This is a genomic window from Pseudomonas flexibilis, from assembly GCF_000806415.1.
In the GTDB taxonomy this organism is placed as follows: domain Bacteria; phylum Pseudomonadota; class Gammaproteobacteria; order Pseudomonadales; family Pseudomonadaceae; genus Serpens; species Serpens flexibilis.
In genome coordinates this window covers 123,191-144,956 of the sequence record NZ_JTAK01000004.1, presented here as the reverse complement: position 1 = coordinate 144,956, position 21,766 = coordinate 123,191, and the positions used below count along the sequence as shown (strand labels likewise).

At 67.7% G+C, this 21,766-nt stretch carries 16 protein-coding genes; 2 read left to right on the top strand and 14 right to left on the bottom strand.

Annotated features, from left to right (window positions below):
• Nucleotides 1-72: 72 nt before the first annotated feature.
• From PT85_RS09925 to PT85_RS09915, 3 genes are all read right to left on the bottom strand, one after another.
• Nucleotides 73-1,338 (bottom strand): Hsp70 family protein, encoded by a 1,266-nt coding sequence (locus PT85_RS09925; protein ID WP_039606568.1) that lies wholly within the window; start codon nucleotides 1,336-1,338, stop codon nucleotides 73-75.
• 84 nt (nucleotides 1,339-1,422) lie between these two features.
• Nucleotides 1,423-2,364: a lysylphosphatidylglycerol synthase transmembrane domain-containing protein gene (locus PT85_RS09920; protein WP_027589891.1), complete on the bottom strand. Its 942-nt coding sequence runs from the start codon at nucleotides 2,362-2,364 to the stop codon at nucleotides 1,423-1,425.
• A 175-nt stretch (nucleotides 2,365-2,539) separates the two neighbouring features.
• Nucleotides 2,540-3,019 (bottom strand): GNAT family N-acetyltransferase, encoded by a 480-nt coding sequence (locus PT85_RS09915; protein ID WP_039559794.1) that lies wholly within the window; start codon nucleotides 3,017-3,019, stop codon nucleotides 2,540-2,542.
• Between the two features lie 166 nt (nucleotides 3,020-3,185).
• On the opposite strand from PT85_RS09915, the gene PT85_RS09910 reads away from it, so the two are divergent.
• Together PT85_RS09910 and PT85_RS09905 are read left to right on the top strand one after the other, a co-directional pair.
• Entirely contained in the window at nucleotides 3,186-4,049 is an 864-nt protein-coding gene (locus PT85_RS09910) for a DMT family transporter (RefSeq protein WP_039606567.1), read from the top strand.
• 68 nt (nucleotides 4,050-4,117) lie between these two features.
• Nucleotides 4,118-4,384, top strand: coding sequence for a DksA/TraR family C4-type zinc finger protein (locus PT85_RS09905; RefSeq protein WP_039559385.1), 267 nt, complete (start codon nucleotides 4,118-4,120; stop codon nucleotides 4,382-4,384).
• A gap of 7 nt (nucleotides 4,385-4,391) precedes the next feature.
• Here the strand turns inward: PT85_RS09905 and PT85_RS09900 are convergent, their stop codons facing one another.
• From PT85_RS09900 to PT85_RS09850, 11 genes are all read right to left on the bottom strand, one after another.
• On the bottom strand, nucleotides 4,392-5,696 hold the full coding sequence (locus PT85_RS09900) for an aspartate aminotransferase family protein (RefSeq protein WP_027589887.1): 1,305 nt from the start codon (nucleotides 5,694-5,696) through the stop codon (nucleotides 4,392-4,394).
• A 106-nt stretch (nucleotides 5,697-5,802) separates the two neighbouring features.
• On the bottom strand, nucleotides 5,803-6,501 hold the full coding sequence (gene urtE, locus PT85_RS09895; protein WP_039606768.1) for an urea ABC transporter ATP-binding subunit UrtE: 699 nt from the start codon (nucleotides 6,499-6,501) through the stop codon (nucleotides 5,803-5,805).
• Between the two features lie 184 nt (nucleotides 6,502-6,685).
• Nucleotides 6,686-7,504, bottom strand: coding sequence for an urea ABC transporter ATP-binding protein UrtD (gene urtD, locus PT85_RS09890; RefSeq protein WP_039606566.1), 819 nt, complete (start codon nucleotides 7,502-7,504; stop codon nucleotides 6,686-6,688).
• Nucleotides 7,501-8,577 (bottom strand): urea ABC transporter permease subunit UrtC, encoded by a 1,077-nt coding sequence (urtC, locus tag PT85_RS09885; RefSeq protein ID WP_039606565.1) that lies wholly within the window; start codon nucleotides 8,575-8,577, stop codon nucleotides 7,501-7,503. The genes urtD and urtC overlap by 4 nt, the downstream gene beginning before the upstream one ends.
• A 5-nt stretch (nucleotides 8,578-8,582) precedes the next feature.
• Nucleotides 8,583-10,151 carry an urea ABC transporter permease subunit UrtB gene (gene urtB / locus PT85_RS09880; protein WP_039606564.1) on the bottom strand — a complete coding sequence of 523 codons (1,569 nt, stop codon included), beginning with the start codon at nucleotides 10,149-10,151 and terminating at the stop codon, nucleotides 8,583-8,585.
• A gap of 178 nt (nucleotides 10,152-10,329) precedes the next feature.
• Nucleotides 10,330-11,592 carry an urea ABC transporter substrate-binding protein gene (gene urtA, locus PT85_RS09875; protein ID WP_039606563.1) on the bottom strand — a complete coding sequence of 421 codons (1,263 nt, stop codon included), beginning with the start codon at nucleotides 11,590-11,592 and terminating at the stop codon, nucleotides 10,330-10,332.
• A gap of 70 nt (nucleotides 11,593-11,662) precedes the next feature.
• The gene (locus tag PT85_RS09870; protein ID WP_039606562.1) at nucleotides 11,663-12,379 is read right to left on the bottom strand and encodes a GntR family transcriptional regulator; all 717 of its coding nucleotides are present in this window, start codon (nucleotides 12,377-12,379) and stop codon (nucleotides 11,663-11,665) included.
• Between the two features lies 1 nt (nucleotide 12,380).
• The gene (gene uca, locus PT85_RS09865; protein ID WP_039606561.1) at nucleotides 12,381-16,016 is read right to left on the bottom strand and encodes an urea carboxylase; all 3,636 of its coding nucleotides are present in this window, start codon (nucleotides 16,014-16,016) and stop codon (nucleotides 12,381-12,383) included.
• 134 nt (nucleotides 16,017-16,150) lie between these two features.
• Nucleotides 16,151-17,959 (bottom strand): allophanate hydrolase, encoded by a 1,809-nt coding sequence (gene atzF / locus PT85_RS09860; RefSeq protein WP_175444354.1) that lies wholly within the window; start codon nucleotides 17,957-17,959, stop codon nucleotides 16,151-16,153.
• 254 nt (nucleotides 17,960-18,213) lie between these two features.
• Complete coding sequence (locus tag PT85_RS09855) at nucleotides 18,214-18,810, bottom strand: MarC family protein (protein WP_027589909.1); 597 nt, start codon at nucleotides 18,808-18,810, stop codon at nucleotides 18,214-18,216.
• A 96-nt stretch (nucleotides 18,811-18,906) separates the two neighbouring features.
• Nucleotides 18,907-21,657, bottom strand: coding sequence for a response regulator (locus tag PT85_RS09850; protein WP_039606559.1), 2,751 nt, complete (start codon nucleotides 21,655-21,657; stop codon nucleotides 18,907-18,909).
• Between the last annotated feature and the right edge of the window lie 109 nt (nucleotides 21,658-21,766).

Below are 21,766 nucleotides of genomic sequence, written 5' to 3'. Positions count from 1 at the left end.
CGGTCAGGCTTCGTCAAGCCGACCTAGGTCAAAGAACCGCACCCCGCGCCCAGCCGGAAGCCTGCGGATTCCCTAGCCGTAGCGCTTGAAGGCTTCGATGGCCAGGCCGCTGCCAATGCCGCCGAAATGGTCGCCTTCCACGGTGCGCGCCTGGGGCAGCAGGCGGGCGACGCTCTGGCGCAGCGCCGGCACCGCGCTGGAGCCGCCGGTGAAGTACAGGGTGTCCACCTGTTCGCCGGCGATGCCGGCGCGCGCCAGCAGCCCGGCGATGCTGGCGCCGATGCGCTCCAGCTGCCCGGCGATGGCCGACTCGAACAGCTCGCGCGGCAGCTCGGCAGTGAGGCCGGCCTCGATGCGCGTGAGGTCGATGCGCCGCTCGGCGGCGTGGGTCAGCTCGATCTTGCTGTCTTCCACCTGCATCGCCAGCCAGTGTCCGGCGCGCTGTTCGATCAGGCGGAACAGCCGGTCGATGCCGGTGGGGTCGACGATGTCGTAGCGCATGTTCTTCAGCGCCAGCCGGTGCTTTTGCGCGTATACCGCATTGATGGTGTGCCAGGTGGCCAGGTTCAGGTGCGTGCTGGTGGGCATCGGCGCGTCGCTCTTCATGCGGCTGCCGTAGCCGAACAGCGGCATCACGCCGGCCAGCGACAGCTGCTTGTCGAAGTCGGTGCCGCCGATATGCACGCCGCCGGTGGCCAGGATGTCGTCCTGGCGCTCGGCAACCTGTCGGCGGTCGGGCGACAGGCGCACCAGGGAGAAGTCCGAGGTGCCGCCGCCGATGTCGACGATCAGCACCAGCTCCTCGCGCGCCAGGGTGGCTTCGTAGTCGAAGGCGGCGGCAATCGGCTCGTACTGGAAGGAAATGTCCGTGAAGCCCAGCCCGGCGGCCACCGCCCGCAGGGTATCGGCGGCCTCGCGGTCGGCATCCGGGTCGTCGTCGACGAAGAACACCGGGCGCCCCAGCACCACCTGCTCGAAGGGACGCCCGGCGGCAGCTTCGGCGCGCTTCTTCAGCTCGCCGAGGAACAGGCCGAGGATCTGCTTGAACGGCACCGCGCTGCCCAGCACCGTGGTGTCGCCCTTGAGCAGCGAGGAGCCCAGCAGGCTCTTCAGCGAACGCATCAGGCGGCCTTCGTAGCCGTCCAGGTATTCGCCCAGGGCCTGGCGCCCGAAGGCCGGGCGGCGTTCCTCCTGGTTGAAGAACACCACGGAGGGCAGGGTGATCCGGCCGTCTTCCAGGGGGATCAGCGTCGGCTGGTCGGGGCGCAGCCAGCCGACGGTGGAGTTGGAGGTGCCGAAATCGATGCCGCAGGCGCGGGCGGGAACAGCGAGGGACATGGGGCGAAGCGGCTCAGAAAAATGGGCCGCGCAGTTTAGGTCAGCGGCAGGCTCAGGCGAAGGGCCATTCACCCGCAGTTGCGCTTACTCGTGCGGCTGCTCGCGCCGGGCGACCCACTGCTTGTACTCGAAGCCCAGCACCACCAGCAGCGACAGCGCGAAGGGCAGCAGCAGGTAGAAGCCGCGGAACACGATCAGCGCGGCCAGCAGGTCGGTGGTGGCGATCTCCGGCAGGGCGGCGATGAAGGTCATTTCCAGCACGCCCAGGCCGCCGGGCGCGTGGGACAGCAGCGCCAGGGAGAAGGAGGCGAGGAACACGCCCAGTACCACCAGGTAGCCGGGGTTGGTTTCGGCGGGCAGCGCGAAGTAGATGATCGCTGCGGCGCACAGCAGTTCCAGCGGGCCGGCGATCAACTGGTCGCGTACCACCGCCAGGCGCGGGTATTCGATTTTCAGCTTGCCGAACTCGCGGGGCTTGAACTGCAGCCAGGAGCCCAGCACGTACAGCGCCACGAAGGCCAGCATGCCGCTGCCGATCAGCACCGAGACCAGCGGCGAGACGTCCGCCAGGCGGTGGATCAGCTCGGGCTGGATGATCAGCACCACGCCGCCGGCGAAGATGGCGCCGAGGCTGAAGGTGAACGAGCAGAACACGATCAGCAGGCCGATTTCCTGCGGCGTCAGCCCTTTGGTGCGGTAGGCGCGGTAGCGCACCAGCGCGCCGGAGAACACCGAGGCGCCGATGTTGTGGGCCAGGGCGTAAGTGGTGAACGAACAGAGGGTGATGAACCAGAGCGAGATTTTCTTGCCCAGGTGCTTCAGGGCGATGCGATCGTAGCCGGCCAGCGCCGCATAGGCGCCGGTGGTGGCCAGCGCCGCCAGCAGCCACTGATGGTGGGAGATGGCCCGCAGGCTTTCAGCCAGGTCGTCCAGCGAAATGTCACGGATCTCGTGGTAGAGCAGAAAGCAGGAAAAGATGACAGCGCCAATGCCGACGAGGCTCCAGACGACATCGCTCCTCTTCATTGGCTCGGCTCCACGGCGTGTTGGTGTACGGACAGTCAGGCTGTCAGATGAGGGTAGGCAACGAGGCGGTCTCTTTCGAAGAAAAAGAGGCGGCGCGCAGTATCCCGAAGGCGGCGGCGCGGCTCAACCGCTGACGACGATGGGGACGTAACCATGTGTTTCGCAGGGGAATCGATCATTGCAGCGGGCGCACCATGTAGGTGGCGGGCACCTGGTAGCTGTGCAGGTGCGCGGCATGCTCCGGGTCGGGCTGGTGTTCGGCGTAGCCCATGCGGTTCCAGAAGGCGTGGGAATCCTGCACGGAGACCAGCGCGGAAAAGCGCAGCTGCTGCTGGCGCGCCTGGCCGAGGGCCTCGCGCACCAATGCCGGGCCGATACGCCGCCCGGCCGCCCGGCGGGCCACCGCCAGGTCGTGCAGGTAGAGGCAATCGGGCTGGGCAGGGGTGCGAAACTCGCCATCCAGTGGGGTCACCTTGCCGACACGCGAGTGATAGGCGAACAGATAGGCACACACGCCCTGGTCATCCTCGGCCACCCAGGCATGCCGGGGCGCGCTGGCGCGGCGGGCACGGATGATCGCTTCGGATTCCAGCAGATCGCTGGCATAGGCCTCGGTCTGGATATCCAGGATGGCGGGGATGTCCTGGTCGTGCATCAAGCGGATGGAAAACATCGAAAAGGAACTCGGCGGATAGGTCGGCTGGACCGACGGCTACTTTCGGGGGCGGCATTCTATCGCCGCCGGCAGTCGTTTGTCGCATGGTGCGACAATGGGAGCGGTATATACTTAGCAAGCTAACTAACTTCCGCCGTGCCTCCCGATGACGCCCAACCCTCTGATCGGTATTGCCCTGATCCTGCTGTCCGGCTTCCTGCTGGCCAGCCATGACGCCCTGTCCAAGCAGTTGGCGCTGCTCTATTCGGTCTTCCTGATCGTCTGGGCGCGCAACCTGACCCAGCTGGTGGTGATGACCATCGGCTTCGCCCCGCGCATGGGCCGCAACCTGCTGCGCACGCAACGACCGCTGCTGCAGCTCGTGCGGGCGCTCAGCCAGGTGGGCATCAGCGTGTTCCTGCTGGTGGGCCTGCGCTACATCCCGCTGGGCGAGGCCACCGCGGTGATGTTCCTCTCGCCGCTGTTCGTCACGCTGTTGTCGGTGCTGCTGCTCAAGGAGCGCGTCAGCCTGGGGCAGTGGGCGTCGGTGCTGCTCGGCTTCGCGGGGGTGCTGATCATCGTACGGCCGGGCGGCGAGCTGTTCACCCCGGCCATCCTCTGGCCGCTGGCCGCCTCGCTGTGCCTGAGCGTCTACATGCTGCTGACCCGGCGCCTGAACGGCACCGACCACCCGGTCACCACCAACTACCTGAGCGGCCTGATCGCCACGCTGCTGTTCAGCCTGGCGGTGCCCTTCGTCTGGGAGCTTCCGGAGTGGAAGCACCTGCTGATGATGGTGGGCATGGGCGTGCTCGGCATGTCGGGGCACCTGGTACTGACTCGTGCCTATGCCTTCGGCAGCGCGGCGACACTGGCGCCGTTCACCTATGGCCAGATCTTCTTTGCCACCCTGCTGGGGGCGGTGCTGTTCGACCACATGCCGGACGCCCTCGGCCTGCTGGGGATGGCCGTGCTGATCGCCAGCGGCGGCCTGTCGGTGTTGCTGCAACGTCTTGCCGCTCGGCACTGAGCCCCTTGCAGGCGGCCGGCGCCGGGTGCATACCTTTACCCGGTGAAATCCCCGGAAGGAGGTGCGACATGGCCGGTGGCTGGACCAGCGACGGCGCGGTACAGGAACAGATCGACAGCAGCATCGACGACGCCATCGCGCGCGCCCGCAGCGAACTGCCCACGGGCGAAAGCCTGAGCCATTGCGAAGAGTGCGACGCGCCCATTCCCGAGGCGCGCCGCGCGGCGCTGCCCGGCGTGCGTCTGTGCGTGGCCTGCCAGACCGAGCGCGACAAGGCCGGCGCCGCCTTCAGTGGCTACAACCGGCGCGGCAGCAAGGACAGCCAGCTGCGCTGAGCCGCAACTAGAGGCTACCGAGCACGTCGTCGTAGATCGCCAGCGCCTGGCGCACCTCCTCGGCGCTGACGATGCACGGCGGCAGCACATGGATGCGGTTATCCACGATGAACGGAATCAGCCCACGCTCCAGCAGCCTGGCCTTGATGCGTGCCATCTGCGCTGCTGGCAGCGGAGTCCTGCGCTGGCGATCCTCGACCAGCTCCAGCGCCCAGAACAGGCCGATGCCGCGCGCCTCGCCGATCACCGCGTGCCTGTCGGCCAGCGCCTTGAGGCCCGGCCCGAGCACTTCCTCGCCGACCTGTCGGGCATTCTCCACTACCCCTTCTTCGTGCATGGCATCCAGCGTGGCGACGATGGCGGCCATGGCCAGGGGGTGGCCGGAGTAGGTCAGGCCGCCGGGGAAGTAGCGGGTCTCGAAGAAATCGCACAGGCGCGCCGAGATCATCACCCCGCCGGCCGGCACGTAACCGGAGTTCACCCCCTTGGCGAAGGTGATCAGGTCCGGCACCACATCGAAACGCTCCAGCGCCAGCCAGCTGCCGCAGCGGCCGAAGCCGGCCATCACCTCGTCGAGGATCAGCAACAGGCCGAATTCGTCGGCCAGCGCGCGCACGCCCTGCAGGTAGCCCGCCGGCGGCACCAGGATGCCGACGCTGCCGGGCACGGTTTCCAGCAGGATGGCGGCGATGCTCGACGGGCCTTCGCTTTCGATCACCCGGCGCAGGTGGCGCAGGGCGCGCTCGCATTCCTCCTGCTCGCTGCCGGCGTGGAATTCGCTGCGATAGAGATACGGTCCGAAGAAATGCACATGGCCGGTGGCGTATTCGTTGGACAGGCGCCGCCCTTCGCCGGTGGCGACGATGGCCGCGCCGGTGTTGCCGTGGTAGGAACGGTAGGCGGAGAGGATCTTCGGCCGCCCGGTGAACAGGCGCGCCATGCGCATGGCGTTCTCGTTGGCATCCGCCCCGGCGTTGGTGAAGAACACCTTGGCGAAGCCATCCGGCGCGCGAGCGATGATGCGTTTCGCTGCCTCGCCGCGCATCAGGTTGGCGGTGGCCGGGGCGACGGTCGCCAGGCTGGCGGCCTGCGCCTGAATGGCGGCGACCACCTTCGGATGCTGGTGGCCCAGGTTGGTGAAGACCAGCTGGCTGCTGAAATCCAGATACTCGCGGCCGTCGTGGTCCCACAGCCGACAGCCCTGGCCGCCGGCGATCACCAGCGGATCAAGGTTGCCCTGGGTGGACCAGGAGTGGAAGACGTAGCGGCGATCCAGGTCGCGGACGTACGCGTTGCTGATGGGCTGCGGCATGGGAACCTCTTGTGGGGGATCGGGCGCCGTTGAAGATAGGTTCACAATGCCGTTTGTGCCTGTCATTCCTCCTGCGGCACCGCCCTCTACCAGGGTGCTGCGATCCTCAGATCGCCACCAGCCCGCGCACCCCTTCACGCTCCATGTCTTCTCCGCGTCCGCGCTGGACGATCTCGCCCCGGCTCATCACCAGGTACTGGTCGGCCAGCTCGGCAGCGAAGTCGTAGAACTGCTCGACCAGCAGAATGGCCATGTCGCCGCGTGCGGCGAGCTTCTTGATTACCGCGCCGATTTCCTTGATCACCGAGGGCTGGATGCCTTCGGTGGGCTCGTCGAGGATCAGCAGACGCGGGCGGCTGGCCAGGGCGCGGCCGATGGCCAGCTGTTGCTGCTGGCCGCCGGAGAGGTCGCCGCCACGGCGATGCTTCATTTCCTGCAGCACCGGGAACAGCTCGTAGATGAATGCCGGCACCTCCCTGGCTTCGCGGGCGTTGAAACGCGACAGGCCCATCAGCAGGTTTTCCTCCACGGTCAGGCGCGGAAAGATCTCCCGGCCCTGGGGCACGTAGGCGATGCCGGCCTGTACGCGCTGGTGCGGCTTGAGGGCGGTGATGGGCTGGTCTTCCCAGAGCACTTGCCCGTCCTTGGCAGGGATCAGGCCCATCAGGCACTTGAGCAGCGTGGTTTTGCCGACGCCGTTGCGGCCGAGCAGGCAGGTGACCTCGCCGATCGGTGACTCGAACGACAGCCCGCGCAGGATATGGCTGCCGCCGTAGTACTGGTGTAGCGATTGGACGTTGAGCATCTCGGTGTCCTTTGAGTTTTCTTCGGCGGCCATGCCGGTGGCATGACCGCCCTGCAGTTCGTTTCGGGTATCCGCGCGGGGTTCGCGGCCCGCCGTGCCGGCGGGGCGGTGGGCAAGGAAAGCGTTGTCCACCCTACGTTCGCAGCCGGCGTAGGATGGATGGCCGCAGCCATCCACCGCATGTTCAACGCCCCAGGTACACCTCGATCACCCGCTCATCGTTCTGCACCTGTTCCAGCGAGCCCTCGGCCAGCACCTGGCCCTGGTGCAGCACGGTGACCTGGTCGGCGATGCTGCCGACGAAGCCCATGTCGTGCTCGACCACCATCAGCGAGTGCTTGCGGGCCAGGGACTTGAACAGTTCGGCGGTGAACTCGGTTTCCGCGTCGGTCATGCCGGCCACCGGCTCGTCGAGCAGCAGCAGTTGCGGGTTTTGCACCAGCAGCATGCCGATCTCCAGGAACTGCTTCTGGCCGTGGGACAGCAGGCCGGCCGGGCGCTGGCGCTCGTGGCCGAGGCGGATGGTCTCCAGCACCTCGTCGATGCGCTCGCGCTGCTCGCCGCTCAGCCGGGCGCGCAGGCTGGCCCACACCGACTTGTCGGTCTTCTGCGCCAGTTCCAGGTTCTCGAACACCGACAGCGCCTCGAACACCGTGGGCTTCTGGAACTTGCGGCCGATGCCGGCCTGGGCGATCTGCACCTCGCTCATGCGCGTCAGATCCAGGGTTTCGCCGAACCAGGCGCTGCCCGAGTCCGGGCGGGTCTTGCCGGTGATCACGTCCATCAGCGTGGTCTTGCCGGCGCCGTTGGGGCCGATGATGCAGCGCAGCTCGCCGACGCCGATGTACAGCGTCAGGTCGGTGAGCGCCTTGAAGCCGTCGAAACTGACGCAGATGTCTTCCAGCGACAGGATGGTGCCGTGGCGGGTGTTCAGCCCCTTGCCGGCCACCTGGCCGAGGCCGATGGCGTCGCGGGCCAGGCCCGCGTCGATGCTGGTGCTCATTGCTCACCTCGCTTGATCAGCCCGTAGATGCCCTTGGGCAGGTACAGGGTTACCAGAATGAACAGCGCGCCGAGGAAGAACAGCCAGTACTCGGGCAGCGCCACGGTGAAGAAGCTCTTCATGCCGTTGACGATGCCGGCGCCGAGCAGCGGGCCGATCAGGCTGCCGCGCCCGCCAAGGGCTACCCACACGGCGGCTTCGATGGAGTTGGTCGGCGACATCTCCGAGGGGTTGATGATGCCCACCTGCGGCACGTACAGCGCCCCGGCCAGGCCGCACAGCACGGCGCTGAGCACCCAGATGAACAGCTTGTAGCCGCGCGGGTCGTAACCGCAGAACATCAGGCGGTTCTCGGCGTCGCGCACCGCGGTCAGCACCCGGCCGAACTTGCTGCGCGCCAGGCGGAAACCCAGGTACAGGCTGCCCAGCAACAGCAGCACGCTGGCCAGGAACAGCACGGCGCGGGTGCCCGGCGCGGTGATGTCGAAGCCGAGGATGCGCTTGAAGTCCGTAAAGCCGTTGTTGCCGCCGAAGCCGGTTTCGTTGCGGAAGAACAGCAGCATGCCGGCGAAGGTCAGCGCCTGGGTCATGATCGAGAAGTACACACCCTTGATGCGCGAGCGGAAGGCGAAGTAGCCGAACACGAAGGCCAGCAGCCCCGGCACCGCTACCACCAGGCACAGCGCCCAGAGGAAATGCTGAGTGCCGAGCCAGTACCAGGGCAGTTCGCTCCACGACAGGAACGCCATGAAGGCCGGCAGGCCATCGCCCGCGCTCTGGCGCATCAGGTACATGCCCATCGCGTAGCCGCCGAGGGCGAAGAACAGCCCGTGACCCAGCGACAGCAGGCCGGCGTAGCCCCACACCAGGTCCAGGGCCAGGGCCACCACCGCGTAGCAGAGGATCTTGCCGACCAGCGTCAGGGTGTAGGAGGACACATGCAGGGCGTGCTCGCCCGGCAGCAGGTGCAGCAGCGGCAGGGCCAGCAGCACGGCCAGTACGGTCAGGCCGATGGCCAGGCTGACGCGCGGGCCGACCTTGGCGCTGGCGCGCAGCAGCAGCGTCTGGTTCATGGTGTTCAATCGATGACCCTCCCCTTGAGAGCGAACAGGCCCTGCGGGCGTTTCTGAATGAACAGGATGATCAGCGCGAGGATGAGGATCTTGCCCAGCACGGCGCCGATCTGCGGCTCGAGGATCTTGTTCAGCACGCCGAGGCCGAAGGCGGCGGAGATGCTGCCCGCCAGCTGACCGACGCCGCCGAGCACCACCACCAGGAACGAGTCGATGATGTAGCCCTGGCCGAGGTCCGGTCCGACGTTGCCGATCTGGCTCAGCGCCACGCCGCCCAGGCCGGCGATGCCCGAACCGAGGCCGAAGGCCAGCATGTCCACTCGGCCGGTGGGCACGCCGCAGCAGGCCGCCATGTTGCGGTTCTGGGTCACGGCGCGAACGTTCAGGCCCAGGCGCGTCCTGTTGAGCAGCAGCCAGGTGAGCGCCACCACGAACAGCGCGAAGCCGATGATGACGATGCGGTTCCAGGGCAGCACCAGGTTGGGCAGCACCTGCCAGCCACCGGACAGCCAGGCCGGGTTGGCCACTTCCACGTTCTGCGCGCCGAAGATCACTCGCACCAGTTGGATGAGGATCAGGCTGATGCCCCAGGTGGCCAGCAGAGTTTCCAACGGTCGGCCGTAGAGGTGGCGGATCACCGTGCGCTCCAGGGCCATGCCAATGGCGGCGGTGACCAGGAAGGCCACCGGCAGCGCGGCCAGCGGGTAGAGCGCCAGGTACTCGGGGGCCAGCCGCTGGAAGCCGATCTGCACCAGATACGTGCTGTAGGCGCCAAGCATGAGCATTTCGCCGTGGGCCATGTTGATCACACCGAGCAGGCCGAAGGTGATCGCCAGCCCCAGGGCGGCGAGCAGCAGGATCGAACCCAGCGACAGGCCGCTGAAGGCCTGGCCGAGCAGTTCGCCGATGAACAGCTTGCGCTCCACCTGCGCCAGGCTGGTTTCCGCTGCCTTGCGCACCGCCGGGTCGGTCTCGTCGCCGTCCAGCAGGCCCTGCAGCCGGATCTTGGCCAGCGGTTCGCCGGTCTCGCCGAGCAGGCGCACGGCCTTCAGGCGCGTGGCGGCCTCCGGGCTGGCCAGCTGCAGGTTGGCCAGGGCCAGCGCCAGGGCGTCATGCACCGCATCATCGCCTTCCTGGGCAAAGCGCTGTTCGAGCACCGGCAGCAGGGCCGGCGGCGCGTTGCGCTGCAGGGTGCGGGCGGCGTCCAGGCGCGCGCTGGCGTCCTCGTCGCTCAGCGCATGGCTGGCCAGTGCGGTGTTCAGCAGGCCGCGCAGGCGGTTGTTCAGGCGCAGCACGCGTGGGGTGTCCTGCGCTGTACTTTCAGCTTCCAGGGGCAGCCACTGGCCGGCCTCCTGAACGTAGGGATTCTTGTCCTTGTCGGTGCCGATCCGGCCCTGCTGCAGGGCGTCGAGAAAGGCGCGGCGTTCGGCCGTGGGGCTGGCGCTCCAGTGTTCCAGCAGGCGCACCTGATCGCTGGCGCCGGCGCGGGTGAATTCCAGGGCATCGCCGGCCTGGGCGCCCAGCGGCAGCAGCAAGGCCAGCGACAGCAGTAATCGGTACAAGGCAGTGGGCATGGTGAAGCCCCTTCATCAATGGGCAAATGGATGACGCGTGGGGTTGTGGCCCGGCCCGCCGTGCCGGCGGGTTGGTGGACAAGGAAGGCGTTGTCCACCCTACGGCGCTGCCACGTACCGTAGGGTGGATCGCGCTTTACCGATCCACCGAGCGGGCTCTGCCCGCCGTGCCGGGGTCTTAGTTACCCACCACCGCGTAGTCCGGCTTCTTGTCGTTGCCGGGGATGTACGGGCTCCACGGTTGGGCGCGCAGTGGGCCTTCGGTCTGCCAGACCACCGAGAACTGACCGTCCTCCTGCACTTCACCGATCATCACCGGCTTGTGCAGGTGATGGTTCTTTTCCATGGTCAGGGTGTAACCGCTCGGCGCGGCGAAGGTCTGGCCGTAGAGGGCCTGCCGCACCTTGTCCACGTCGGTGGTGCCGGCCTTCTCGACGGCCTGGGCCCACATGTGGATGCCCACGTAGGTGGCTTCCATCGGGTCGTTGGTCACCGCCTTGTCGGCGTTCGGCAGGCCCTTGGCCGTGGCGTAGGCCTTCCACTTCTTCACGAACTCGGCGTTGACCGGGTTTTCCACCGACTGGAAGTAGTTCCAGGCGGCCAGGTGGCCGACCAGCGGCTTGGTGTCGATGCCGCGCAGTTCTTCCTCACCCACCGAGAAGGCCACCACCGGCACGTCGGTGGCGTCCAGGCCCTGGTTGGCCAGTTCCTTGTAGAAGGGCACGTTGGAATCGCCGTTGATGGTGGACACCACCGCGGTCTTGCCGCCGGCGGAGAACTTCTTGATGTTGGCGACGATGGTCTGGTAATCGCTGTGGCCGAACGGGGTGTAGACCTCTTCGATGTCCTTCTCGGCCACGCCCTTGGAGATCAGGAAGGCGCGCAGGATCTTGTTGGTGGTGCGCGGGTAGACGTAGTCGGTGCCCAGCAGGAAGAAGCGCTTGGCCGCACCGCCGTCCTCGCTCAGCAGGTATTCCACCGCCGGGATGGCCTGCTGGTTCGGCGCCGCGCCGGTGTAGAACACGTTGGCCGACAGCTCCTCGCCTTCGTACTGTACCGGGTAGAACAGCAGGCCGTTCAGCTCCTCGTAGACCGGCAGCACCGACTTGCGGGACACCGAGGTCCAGCAGCCGAAGGTCACCGCCACCTTGTCCTGGGTCAGCAGCTGGCGGCCGCGCTCGGCGAACAGCGGCCAGTTGGAGGCGGGGTCGACCACCACTGGTTCGAGCTGCTTGCCGAGCACGCCACCCTTGGCGTTGATCTCGTCGATGGTCATCAGCGCCATGTCCTTGAGGGACGTTTCGGAGATGGCCATGGTGCCGGACAGCGAGTGCAGGATGCCGACCTTGATGGTTTCGGCGGCCTGGATGCTCCAGCTCATGCCCATGGTGACCAGCGAGGCGGACAGGGTCAGTGCCTTGATCAGTTGACGACGTTGCATGTTGCGATCTCCATTCACTGAAAAGGGGTCGTACGTTCGAGCGGTTGGCAGTCTTCAGGCGGTGGAACCGTCACCCTTGCAGCGCCCGTTGTCGGGCGTTGTGCAGCATGTGCAGGGTGATCTTGCGCACTTCGGCCTTGCTCAGTTCGATGTGCGTCCTGAGCAGGCGCTGTGCTTCTTCGGGGCGGCGCGACAGGATCGCGCCGAGAATCCGGGCATGTTCTTCATAGGTGGCGGTGATGCGGGCGCCCTGGGTGAAATCCAGGCGGCGGATGATGCGCAGCCGCTCGCTGATGTCACGGTGCAGGCGAGCCATTTCGCGGTTGCCGGCGCCTTCCACCAGCAGGCAGTGGAAGGCCTCGTCCAGCCGTGACACCTCGCGGCCATCGCTCAGGCGTTCCGCCGGCGCCACCAGCCAGGTGGCGCGCAGCTGCTCCAGCGCGGCGGGCAGCTCGCCGGCCGGGCGTTCGCACAGCCGGCGCACCGCTTCCAGTTCGAGGACGATGCGCACGTCGTACAGCTCCTCGAAGTGGTGGAAGTCGAACGGCGTGACCTGCCAGCCGCTGCGGAACGACACCGCGACGAAGCCCTCGCGCTCCAACTGGTAGAGCGCCTGGCGCACCGGGGTGCGGCTGACCGCCATGCGCTCGGCGACCTCGCCTTCGCTGAAGCGGTCGCCGGGCAGCAGGCGGAACTCGAAGATGTCGTCCTTGAGCTGCTGGTAGATGCGCTCGGCGAGATTCTCCGGGCGTTCCCGGCTGCGCCGTTCCGGACTGTGCAGCTGCATGTCAGGCTGCCTCGTCCGATTCGGGCTCGAGCAGCAGCAGGGCGTCGCCGGGCGTCACCGCCTTGCCAGGCTGACAGCGCACCGACTTGACGATGCCGGCCACCGGCGCGATGACCGCCAGCTCCATCTTCATGGCCTCCACCACCAGCAGCGGAGTGCCGGCCTCGACGCGCTGGCCGGGCTGTACCAGCACCTTCCACACGCTGCCACTCATCTCGGCGCTGACCAGGTGGCCGTTAAGGTCGCCGTCATCCTCCACGGCGCTGGCCAGCGGCTGGGCGGCGGCCGGGTCGTCGTCGCGCCACAGCTGCACCTCGGCGGCGAAGGCGGCCTTCTGGCGCTGCTGGAACGCGGCGATGCTCTCCGCGTTGTCGACCAGGAAGCGCTGGTACTCGGCGAAGTCGAACTCGCCCTGCTCGATGCGGATCTGCGCGCGGCCCTCGCGAAAGGCCTCGCGGAAGGCAGTGAGCTCCTCCTCGCTGACCTCGTAGAAACGCACCTGGTCGAAGAACTTCAGCAGCCAGGGCTCGCCGCGCTCGAACTGGGCGTTCTTCAGGTATTTGTTCCAGATCGGCAGGGTGCGACCGACCAGCTGATAGCCGCCGGGCGAGTCCATGCCGTAGATGCACATGTACATGCCGCCGATGCCCACCGTGCCCTCGGCGGTATAGGTGCGCGCCGGGTTGTACTTGGAACTGAGCAGGCGATGGCGCGGGTCCAGCGGCACGGCGCAGGGCGCATCGAGATAGACGTCGCCCAGGCCGAGGATCAGGTAGCTGGCGCCGTAGAGGATGTCCTTGACCCGCTCGCGGCTATCCAGGTCGTTGATGCGCTGCAGGAAGTCGACGTTGTTCGGCAGCCAGGGCGCCTCGGCGCGCACGGTTTCCCGGTAGCGGGTCACCGCGCCGAGGGTGGCGCTGTCCTCGAAGGCCATCGGCAGGTGCACGATGCGGGTCGGCACCTTGAGGTTGCTGACGTCGCCCAGCGTTTCCTCCAGGCGCAGCAGGTGGTCAAGCAGGGTGCGCTGGTGCAGCACTCGGCTGTCATAACGCAGCTGCAGGGAGCGCACGCCGGGCGCCAGTTCGGCCAGACCGTCGATGTTCGCCGCCTTCAGCGCTTCCATCAGCAAGTGCACGCGCAGCCGCAGGGCCAGGTCCAGCACGTTGTCGCCGTATTCCAGCAGCAGGTAGGCGTCGCCGGCCTGGCGGTAGACCACCTGTGGGCGACCGGCGCTGGCCGGCAGCTCGGCCAGCACGGTGGCGGACACGGTGCTGCCCGGCTGCAGCGCCGGCGCCGGCAGGCTGACCGCGCTGATCGCCGCCAGCGCCTCGATGCTGCCCAGTTGCGCCTGCTCCAGGGCCTGGGCTTGCTGGAAGCTGATGGGGTGGAAGCGCAGCCGGTCGCCGGGCTTGACCTGGCCCACCTTCCACAGCTCGGCCTTGGCGATGGTCACCGGGCAGACGAAACCGCCGAGGCTCGGGCCGTCCTTGGTGAGGATCACCGGGAAGTCGCCGGTGAAGTTGATCGAGCCGATGGCGTATTCGCAGTCGTGTACGTTGGACGGGTGCAGGCCGGCCTCGCCGCCGTCGGCGCGGGTCCAGCTCGGCTTTGGCCCGGACAGGCGCACGCCAAGGCGGTTGGAGTTGTAGTGCACTTCCCATTCGGCGGCGAAGAACTCCTCGATGGCCTCGGGAGTAAAGAAGTCCGGCGCGCCATGCGGGCCGTAGAGCACGCCGATGTCCCAGGTGCTGCCGTAGCTGGGGATCAGGCTGGCATGCGCGGCCTGCGGCGGCGCCACCGGGGCTGGCGTGGTGCAGGCTGGTAACGCCGGTTGGGAAATAGCCAGCATGTCGGCCGGGCGCAGGGTACGGCCGGCGTGGCCGCCGAACTGGCCGAGGGCAAAGGTGGAGCGGCTGCCCAGGTACAGGGGCACGTCCAGGCCATTGCGCACCGCCAGGTAGGTACGACAGCCGCTGGCGGCGCGGCCCAGCTTGAGTACCTGGCCGGCGCGCACCGACACCGGCTCCCAGTAGGCCACCGGCGCGTCGTCGAGGGTGGCCGGACAGTCGGCGCCGGTCAGCGCGATCAGTGCGTCGCAATGAAACTTCAGCGTCGGGCCCTGCAGGGTGAACTCCAGGCCGGCGGCGCTGGTGTGGTTGCCGACGATGCGGTTGGCCAGCCGGAAGGCGTAGTCGTCCATCGGCCCGGACGGCGGCACGCCTATGTCCCAGTAGCCGAGGCGGCCAGGGAAATCCTGCACGCTGGAGTAAGTGCCCGGTTCCAGCACTTCGATGACGCTGGCGGTGTATTGGAAGCTGTCCAGCAGGCGGGTCCAGACCCGGCCCTCGGCGAAGCGCTCGTCGGCCACCACCTGGCGCAGGTAGTCCAGGTTGCTGGCGATGCCGTGCAGGCGGGTCTCGGCCAGGGCGGCCCGCAGCTTCTGCAGTGCTTCCTCGCGGCTGGTGCCGTGCACGATCAGCTTGGCGATCATCGGGTCGTAGAAGGCCGACACCTCGCTGCCGGTGCTGACCCAGCCATCCACTCGCACGCCTGCCGGAAAGTGCACATCGGTGAGCGCGCCCGGGCTGGGCTGGAAATTCTTCAGCGGGTCTTCGGCATACAGGCGCACCTCCATGGCCGCGCCCCGTGGAGCCTGGCCCAGCGCGTCCCAGTCCAGCGCGTCGCCGGCGGCCACGCGCAGCATGCATTCGATCAGGTCCAGGCCGGTGACCCTCTCGGTGACCGGGTGCTCCACCTGCAGGCGGGTGTTCACCTCCAGGAAATAGACGTCGTCGCGGGCGGCGTCGTAGATGAACTCCACGGTGCCGGCGCTGCGGTAGTTCACCGAGCTACCCAGTTGCACCGCGGCGGCATGCAGGCGTTCGCGGGTGGCCTGCGGCAGATTCGGCGCCGGGGTTTCCTCCACCACCTTCTGGTTGCGGCGCTGCAGGGAGCAGTCGCGCTCGCCGAGGGCGACCACGCGGCCCAGGCCGTCGCCGAAAATCTGCACCTCCACATGGCGCGCCTGATCGACGAAGCGCTCGAGGAACACACCCGCGTCGCTGAAGAACTGCTCGCCCATGCGTTTGACGCTTTCATAGGCGCTGGCGAGCGCCTCGGCATCGGCGCAGCGGGTCAGGCCGATACCGCCCCCTCCGGCGGTGGTCTTTAGCATCACCGGATAGCCGATCCGCTCGGCGGCGGCCAGGGCGTCTTCCAGGCTGCTCAGCAGACCGGTGCCCGGCGCCATCGGCACCCCGGCCTCGGCGGCCAGTTCGCGGGCGCGGTGCTTGAGGCCGAATTCCCGGATCTGCGCGGGCGTTGGGCCGACGAAGGCGATGCCGGCGGCCGCGCAGGCCTCGGCGAACTCGGCGCTTTCCGAGAGGAAGCCGTAGCCGGGGTAGATGGCCTGGGCGCCGGTCTCGGCGGCCGCGGCGAGGATCTTGTCGACGCGCAGGTAGCTGTCGGCCGGCTTGTCGCCACCCAGGGCGATGGCCAGGTCGGCATCCCGCACGTGCTGGGCGTTGCGGTCGGCGTCGGAGTACACCGCCACGCTCTTCACGCCCAGGCGCTTGAGGGTGCGGATGGCGCGGACGGCGATCTCGCCACGGTTGGCGATGAGGACGGTATCAAACATGGGTGGCCTCCGTGGCGAGATCGCCGTGGTGGGCTACGCCCACCCGGCACTTTGACTTCGGCGCTGCGCCGCTTCGCGGCTGGTCACCACGGTTGGCGATGAGGACGGTCTGAAACATGGCGCTCTCCTTGGCCTCAGGCCTTCACGGGGATGGCGTTCTGGGCGGCGATGAAGGCGCGCCAGCCGCCGAAGGGGGTGATGTCGCGGGCGCCTTCCAGCGCGTAGGGCTCGCAGATGAAGCCCTTCACCCAGCGGCCGTCGGCCAACTGCACGTTGCCGATGCCCAGCGGCGGCGGGATCTCCGCGACGAACTCGCCGAAGCGCGCCTGCGGCACGTCCCACAGCTCGACGATGATCGGTGCGCCTTCGGCCATGCGCGCCAGGCCAGGCTTGGGTGGCACGGTGCCGGGCAGGGCATACAGGCGGTAGTGCGGGGCCGTGGTGGTCTGTTCCACCCACACGGCGTCGCGGGTGGTGAGCTGGAAATTCAACGGCATGCCGGTCAGGTGGGCGCCGACCATCGCCACGCGTACGCTGCCGGGTGCCTGGGGCAGTGGCGCGAGCTCCGGTAGCGGCCGCCCGGTGGCGCCGAGCGGCAGGGCCAGCGCCTGCTGCCAGCGCTGGCCGAGCGCGGCCAGGGCCTGGTCGCGCCAGGCGGGGGCGATGAAGGTGATGCCGGCCGGCAGGCCATCGGTGCGGAAACCGGCCGGAACAGCCAGGGCGCACAGGTCGGCCAGGTTGGTGAAGTTGGTGTAGGTGCCGAACTGGCTGTTGAACAGCACTGGCTCCTGCTCCATTTCGGCCAGGGTGCGGATCGTCGGCGAGGTCGGCACCACCAGCGCGTCGAAGGGCGCCAGGGCCTCGTGGATGCAGCGGGCCAGCTCGGCGCGCAGGTATTCGGCGCCGTAGGCATCGCAGGCGCTGTACGGGTGGCCCTTGTCGACGATGCCACGCACCACCGGGTGGATGTGCTCCGCTGCGACGCCGGCCAGAGCCACGGTGCGCTCGGCCACCCAAGGGCCGTAGTAGAGCTGTTCGGCCAGGGTCTGGAACGGGCTGAAGTCGATCGGCGTCAGCTCGGCGCCCTGGGCTTTTAGCTGCTCCAGTGCTTGCAGGTAGACCGTCTGGTTCTGGGTATCGCCGTAGAACTCCGGGTCGGCCGGGTAGGCCAGCTTCGCAGCGACCGGCACGCCGACCTTGGCGCTGCAAGGGTTGCTGCGGCTGAAGGCATCGCTCGGGTCGTAGCCGCCGGCCAGATTGGCCACCGCCAGGGCGTCGTTCACCGTCAGGGCGAACGCCGAGATGCAGTCCAGCGTGCGGCAGGCTGGCACCAGGCCGGTGGTCGATAGCCAGCCCTTGGTGGGCTTGAGACCGACGATGTTGTTGAAGCCGGCCGGTACGCGACCGGAGCCGGCGGTATCGGTGCCCAGGGCGAAGGGCACCAGGCCGCGCGCCACCACGCTGGCCGAACCGGAGCTGGAGCCGCCGCTGACATAGTCCGGGTTGAAGCTGTTGGGCACCGCGCCGTAGGGCGAGCGGGTGCCGACCAGGCCGGTGGCGAACTGGTCCAGGTTGGTCTTGCCGATCAGGATGGCGCCGGCGGCGCGCAGGCGAGCGACCACGTGGGCATCTTCGCTGGCCCGGTAGGCAAAGGCAGGGCAGGCGGCGGTGGTGGGCCAGCCGGCGGCGTCGATATTGTCCTTGATGGCGAAGGGCACGCCGAACAGCGGCAGGGCCTCCTGCTGGCCGCCGGCGGCGTCGAGCAGGCGGTCGAGTGCGCCGAGCTGTTCATCCAGCTGGCTGCGGCTGGCCAGGGTGATCCAGGCCGGATCGTCCGGGTTCAACTGATCGAGCAGGGCGTGGATCAGTTCGGCGGGGCTTATCCGGTTGCGGTAGGCCGCTTGCCAGTCGGCAAGGGTAAAGCCGAGGGGAGCGTTGGGCATGCTCTGAGGTTCCATCTTGTATCCAAGCGATGGAACGGACAGAGCAAGGGTGGTGCCAGGTTCGGAAAGGCCTGGATTTTCAGGGCGTTACGCTCATATTCGGTGGCATTTCGCGCGCGATGCGCGGCGCCGACGCACCGGGGCGGGGCATGGGTGCGTGGTCGTGGTGCGAACGCAGGCGGTCGGTGCCGTTCCGGCTGCCGCTGCGGATGCACCGAGGCCGCGAGCAGCGGCCAACGCCTGGCGTTGCCCCCCTACGGAATCAGGTAGCCCTGGATGCCGGTGAAGATGATCTGCGCGGCCAGCGCACAGACGAACAGGCCCATCAGCCGGCTGACGATCTGCAGGCCCTGCTCGCCGAGCAGTTTTTCGAACTGGTTGGACAGGTAGAGCACCGTGCCGACGGTCAGTGCGGCCAGACCCAGCGCGGCGATGGTCACCAGCTTCTGGTCCCACTGGGTGTCGGCCACGCCCATCACCAGCAGGGCGCCGATGGTGCCGGGGCCGACGGTCAGCGGGATGGTCAGCGGCACGATGGTCACGTCCTGGTGGACGTTGTCGCTCTGCGCCACCGCCTTGCCCTGGGCCATGCCCAGCGCGGAGATGAACAGCACGCTGCCGGCGCCGATGCGGAAGGCGTCGATGGTGATGCCGAACAGGTCGAAGATGTAGCGACCGAACAGGTAGAGCAGCAGGCTGGCGATCAGCACGCCGGTGGCCACGCGCCAGGCCAGGTGCTTGCGTTCGCGCGGCGCATAGCCGCGGGTCATGCTGATGAAGCAGGAGAGCACGAAGAAGGGACTGTAAAGCACCAGCATCCGCAGATAGATACTGAACAGCTCGGCGATCATGGCGGGGGTGTCTCGGAAAACGGTGGGTTGAGCGGCGCGATTCTAGCCGAGCCGTCCGTTAAAAGCGCTGGTTGCGTGACCCATCAGTCCGACCGGCTATCCGCTCAGCGCATGGCGGTGCAGGTCGCGCTCCAGCACCCAGTGATTGAGCAGCTCGCGCAGCTGCGAAAGCTCCACCGGCTTGGCGATGTGCCCGTCCATGCCGCACAGGCGCGCACGGTCCTTGTGCTCGCCGAGGATGTGCGCAGTCAGTGCCACCACCGGGGTGCGCGGGCGCTGTTCGCGGGCTTCCCATTCGCGCAGCTCGCGGGTGGCGGTGAAACCGTCCATGACGGGCATCTCGCAGTCCATCAGCACCAGGTCGTAGTGCTGCTCGCGCAGCGCCGCCAGGGCCTCCTCGCCGTTGCTGACGGTATCCGGCTCCAGGTTGAGCTTGCGCAGCATGCCGCGGATCACCTTGGTGGAGATGCTGTTGTCCTCGGCCACCAGGACGCGGAAATCGCTGGGCAGAGGGGGCAGTTCGGCCGGCATGGAAGGGCTGGCCGGCTGTTGCGGGCTGCGGCCCAGCTCTTCGGCCAGGGTGGCCTTGAGGGTATAGCCGGCCACCGGCTTGGCGAGGATGCGGCGAATGCCGGCGTTGCGGGCGATCACCTTGCTCGGTGCGCTGTTCACGCCGGTCAGCATGATCAGCAGGATGTCGCGGTTGAGGTGGGGGTCTTCCTTGATCCGCGCGGCCAGTTGCAGGCCGCTCATGCCGGGCATGTCGTGGTCGAGCAGCACCAGATCGAAATCGTTCTGCAGGTGCGCGCGGGTGCGCAGCATGGCCAGCGCCTCGCGACCGGAGGCCACCGCCACGGCCTGCATGCCCCAGGCGGCGCACTGCTGGACCAGCACCTTGCGGCAGATTTCGTTGTCATCGACGATCAGCACCCGCGCGTCGTGCAGCGGCTCGTGCAGATCGCCCGGCGCCTGGCGCAGCTGCGCGGCATCCAGGGGCAGGCTCAGCGACAGGGTGTTGCCGCGCAGTTCGCCGGCCTGCACGCCGAACTCGCCCTCCATCAGCAGGGTCAGCTGGCGGGCGATGATCAGACCCAGGCGCCCACCATTTCGACTGGCAGAGAGCAGGTCGGGACTGTGCAGCGCCGCATTCAGCAGCGCCTGGCGTTCGCTCTCCGGCAGTGGCGCACCGCTGTCCTGCACGGTAATACGCAGCTGTTCGCCGTCGAGGGCGGCGGCCAGCAGGATCTCGCCGTCCTGGGTCTGGCGGAAAGCGTTGTCCAGCAGGCTGACCAGCACCTGGCGCAGGCGGGTCGGGTCGCCGGCGATCACCCGAGGCAACTGCGGCTGCACGAACCCGATCAGCTCGATCTTCTGCTGCTCGGCCCGCGCGCGGAACATGCCCAGGCAATCCTCGATCAGCGCGCCGAGATCGAAGGCCACGTCATCCAGCTCGATCTGTCCGGATTCCAGCCGGGAGATGTCGAGAATCTCGTTGATCAGAATGAGCAGTTCGTTGCCTGCACCATGGATGGTCTGCACGTAGTCACGCTGCTTGCTGGACAGCTGGGTGCCGAGCAGCAGTTCGCTCATGCCCAGCACGCCGTTCATCGGCGTGCGGATTTCATGGCTGATCTTGGCCAGGAAGTCGGCCTTGGTGCGCAGTTCGGCGCGGTTCACCGCGTCGTCGGTGCGCGCCTGGGCTCGCTGCATGGCGTCCCGGTGCTGGCGCTGGCGCAGGGCCAGGCACAGCAGCACACCGGCCATGCCCAAGGCGACGTAGATGCTGGCGACCAGTGCGACGTGAGGCAGTTGCGCCAGGCCGAGCATCACAGGCATGACCAGCAGGATGGTGAAGAACTGCAGCAGCATGGCCAGACCGACCTGGCCCACAGCCACCTGGCCGGCGCGGTAGCGGCGCCCTGCCAGGTAGCCCACGACGGCGGGGACGGTCAGCAGCGCCAGATACATCAGCGGACTGAACCAGTGCGCCAGCGGCGGATAGACCAGCAACAGGAAGGGCAGCGCCGTCAGCCACAGGGTGGCGCGCTGGAGGAGGCGCTCCAGCACAGAGGGCGACGAGAAGAAGTCGCGGGCGAACAGCTGCAGACCGAGCAGGCCCAGCAGGGCGAACAGATCGCCGATCAGGGTTTGCGGCACCCCGAGACGCCTGGAGAACTCCATGAGCAGGCCAAGATGCGCCATGGCGCAGATCAGCAGTGAGGCGTGCAGGGCTGCCAGCCAGACAAAGCTCAGGCTGCGCGTGATGCCAGCGTAGATCAGGCAATAGACCAGCAGGGCGAAGAGTGCCCCGATCAGCGCGCCGTTCAGGTAGCTCGGCTGGCCGTGGCTGATCAGCGCTTGCTCATCCAGCACCTGCATCCAGCCACGCAACGCGTGGTAGCTGCCCAGGCGCAGGTACACCTCGCGCGCCTGGCCATCGTAGGGCAGGCGAACGAAATAGGCCTGCCCCGCGCGAATGACCTCCGCCTGCTGCGGATGGCGTTCCCCGGAGGTGAAATGGGTGATCGGCTCGCCGCGCTCGAACAGGAAGTAGTCAATCTCCTGCGCCTTGGGGGCGAGCAGCCACAGCCAGCGCGGGGCATCGAGTGGCGGCAGGCTGACGTGCAGCCAGAGCGCACCGGGCGACGGGGGGCGGGAGAAACTGGCAGAGGCCAGGGGCCGGAAGGGCGCTTTGCGCACGTCATCAAGGGCCAGTCGGCCGCTGGTGTCGTCGAACAGACTCCAGCGCAGCGCAGGCTCGGCGTGCGCTGCGGCCAGGGTGGCCGTGGCCAGGAGGCTGAGCAACAGCGCCATGAGTACTGCAATCACTCTCCTTGACTGCTGCACGACAACTCTCGTCTCGATCCGTGAAAAAAGTGGTCGATTATAGACATCGATCCACAGGGTTAAACAAAAAAGACGGATAAAAATCCGTCTTTTTCGGGCAGCTGTGCAG

Coding starts and splice junctions, on each gene's coding strand:
- PT85_RS09925 (WP_039606568.1), bottom strand. CDS start 1,338: ATGTCCCTCGCTGTTCCCGCCCGCGCCTGCGGCATCGATTTCGGCACC.
- PT85_RS09920 (WP_027589891.1), bottom strand. CDS start 2,364: ATGAAGAGGAGCGATGTCGTCTGGAGCCTCGTCGGCATTGGCGCTGTC.
- PT85_RS09915 (WP_039559794.1), bottom strand. CDS start 3,019: ATGCACGACCAGGACATCCCCGCCATCCTGGATATCCAGACCGAGGCC.
- PT85_RS09910 (WP_039606567.1), top strand. CDS start 3,186: ATGACGCCCAACCCTCTGATCGGTATTGCCCTGATCCTGCTGTCCGGC.
- PT85_RS09905 (WP_039559385.1), top strand. CDS start 4,118: ATGGCCGGTGGCTGGACCAGCGACGGCGCGGTACAGGAACAGATCGAC.
- PT85_RS09900 (WP_027589887.1), bottom strand. CDS start 5,696: ATGCCGCAGCCCATCAGCAACGCGTACGTCCGCGACCTGGATCGCCGC.
- urtE (WP_039606768.1), bottom strand. CDS start 6,501: ATGCTCAACGTCCAATCGCTACACCAGTACTACGGCGGCAGCCATATC.
- urtD (WP_039606566.1), bottom strand. CDS start 7,504: ATGAGCACCAGCATCGACGCGGGCCTGGCCCGCGACGCCATCGGCCTC.
- urtC (WP_039606565.1), bottom strand. CDS start 8,577: ATGAACCAGACGCTGCTGCTGCGCGCCAGCGCCAAGGTCGGCCCGCGC.
- urtB (WP_039606564.1), bottom strand. CDS start 10,151: ATGCCCACTGCCTTGTACCGATTACTGCTGTCGCTGGCCTTGCTGCTG.
- urtA (WP_039606563.1), bottom strand. CDS start 11,592: ATGCAACGTCGTCAACTGATCAAGGCACTGACCCTGTCCGCCTCGCTG.
- PT85_RS09870 (WP_039606562.1), bottom strand. CDS start 12,379: ATGCAGCTGCACAGTCCGGAACGGCGCAGCCGGGAACGCCCGGAGAAT.
- uca (WP_039606561.1), bottom strand. CDS start 16,016: ATGTTTGATACCGTCCTCATCGCCAACCGTGGCGAGATCGCCGTCCGC.
- atzF (WP_175444354.1), bottom strand. CDS start 17,959: ATGCCCAACGCTCCCCTCGGCTTTACCCTTGCCGACTGGCAAGCGGCC.
- PT85_RS09855 (WP_027589909.1), bottom strand. CDS start 18,810: ATGATCGCCGAGCTGTTCAGTATCTATCTGCGGATGCTGGTGCTTTAC.